The 1,915-nt window shown below is 65.9% G+C and carries 1 protein-coding gene; it reads right to left on the bottom strand.

Annotation, left to right across the window (positions count from 1 at the left end):
- Positions 1-1,915: Ig-like domain-containing protein (locus tag H0X90_RS35230; protein ID WP_230878125.1), on the bottom strand; the 1,915-nt coding region annotated here is incomplete at both ends.

Genomic DNA, 1,915 nt, shown 5'->3' with positions numbered 1-1,915 from the left:
GACGTACCGTCGGTCGCGTTCACTGTCGGAATCGACGGAGCTGTCGTATCGATCGTCAGGTTGAAGGCCGTACTCGGAACACTCACATTGCCGGCCGTATCCGTTGCGGTGACGGTCAGGCTGTGCGCGCCCTCTCCCAAACCCGTGGTCGGCGTGAACGTCCAGTTTCCGGACGGATCTGCCGTCGTCGTACCCAGCAACGTCGTGCCGTCATACACGCTCACCGTGCTCCCTGCTTCCGCTGTACCGGCAAGCGTCGGGGTCGTGTCGTCCGTCGTTGCGCCAGTCGTCAGCAGGCCAACGATCGAACCAACGTCGTCCGTGACGCTAACAACGATCGGTGCGGCCGGCGCCGTCGTGTCACCCGTCACCGTTACCGAGGCAGACGGGCCCGTATTGCCCGCCGCATCGGTAGCAGTCACACCGATCACCGTACCAGCCGGCAGCGGGATCGACGGCGTGTACGTCCACGCGCCGCTCGGGTCGGCTGTCACGGTGGCGTCCGGCGTGCCGTCGCCGTTCGTATCGATGTTGATCGTTGCGCCCGCTTCGGCCGTGCCCGACAGTGACGTACCGTCGGTCGCATTCACCGTCGGTAATCCAGGAGCTGTCGTATCGATCGTCAGGTTGAAGGCCGTACTCGGAACACTCACATTGCCGGCCGTATCCGTTGCGGTGACGGTCAGGCTGTGCGCGCCCTCTCCCAAACCCGTGGTCGGCGTGAACGTCCAGTTTCCGGACGGGTCTGCTGTCGTCGTGCCCAGCAACGTCGTGCCGTCATACACGTTCACTGTGCTCCCTGCTTCCGCCGTACCGGCAAGCGTCGGGGTCGTGTCGTCCGTCGTCGCGCCAGTCGTCAGCAGCCCGACGATCGAGCCAACGTCGTCCGTGACACTAACAACGATCGGTGCCGCAGGCGCCGTCGTGTCGCCCGTCACCGTCACCGAAGCAGACGGGCCCGTATTGCCCGCCGCATCGGTGGCCGTCACGCCGATCACCGTACCAGCCGGCAGCGGGGTCGAGGGCGTGTACGTCCACGCGCCGCTGGGGTCGGCTGTCACGGTGGCGTCCGGCGTGCCGTCGCCGTTCGTATCGATGTTGACCGTTGCGCCCACTTCGGCCGTGCCCGACAACGACGTACCGTCCGTCGCGTTCACTGTCGGAATCGCCGGAGCCGTCGTATCGATCGTCAGATCGAAGGCCGTGCTCGGAACACTCACGTTGCCGGCCGTATCCGTTGCGGTGACGGTCAGGCTGTGCGGGCCCTCTCCCAAACCCGTGGTCGGCGTGAACGTCCAGTTTCCGGACGGATCTGCCGTCGTCGTGCCCAGCAACGTCGTGCCGTCATACACGCTCACCGTGCTGCCTGCTTCCGCTGTGCCGCTTAATGTCGGCGTCGCGTCATCAGTACTGCCGCCAGAGGCAATCGCACCAACAACAGAGCCCGCATCGTCCGTCACCGTACCGATGACCGGCGCACCGGGTGCCGTCGTGTCGCCCGTCACCGTTACCGAAGCAGACGGGCCCGTATTGCCCGCCGCGTCGGTAGCAGTCACGCCAATCACCGTGCCGATCGGCAGCGGGGTCGATGGTGTGTACGTCCACGCGCCGCTGGGGTCGGCTGTCACGGTGGCGTCCGGCGTGCCGTCGCCGTTCGTATCGATGTTGACCGTTGCGCCCACTTCGGCCGTGCCCGACAACGACGTACCGTCCGTCGCGTTCACTGTCGGAATCGCCGGAGCCGTCGTATCGATCGTCAGATCGAAGGCCGTGCTCGGAACACTCACGTTGCCGGCCGTATCCGTTGCGGTGACGGTCAGGCTGTGCGGGCCCTCTCCCAAACCCGTGGTCGGCGTGAACGTCCAGTTTCCGGACGGATCTGCCGTCGTCGTGCCCAGCAACGTCGTGCCGTCAT

The sequence above is a fragment of the Burkholderia sp. 9775_39 genome, assembly GCF_015712225.1.
Classification (GTDB): Bacteria; Pseudomonadota; Gammaproteobacteria; order Burkholderiales; family Burkholderiaceae; genus Burkholderia; species Burkholderia cenocepacia.
Note: the sequence above shows the minus strand (reverse complement) of the source record. Positions and strands in the feature narration are given on the sequence as shown.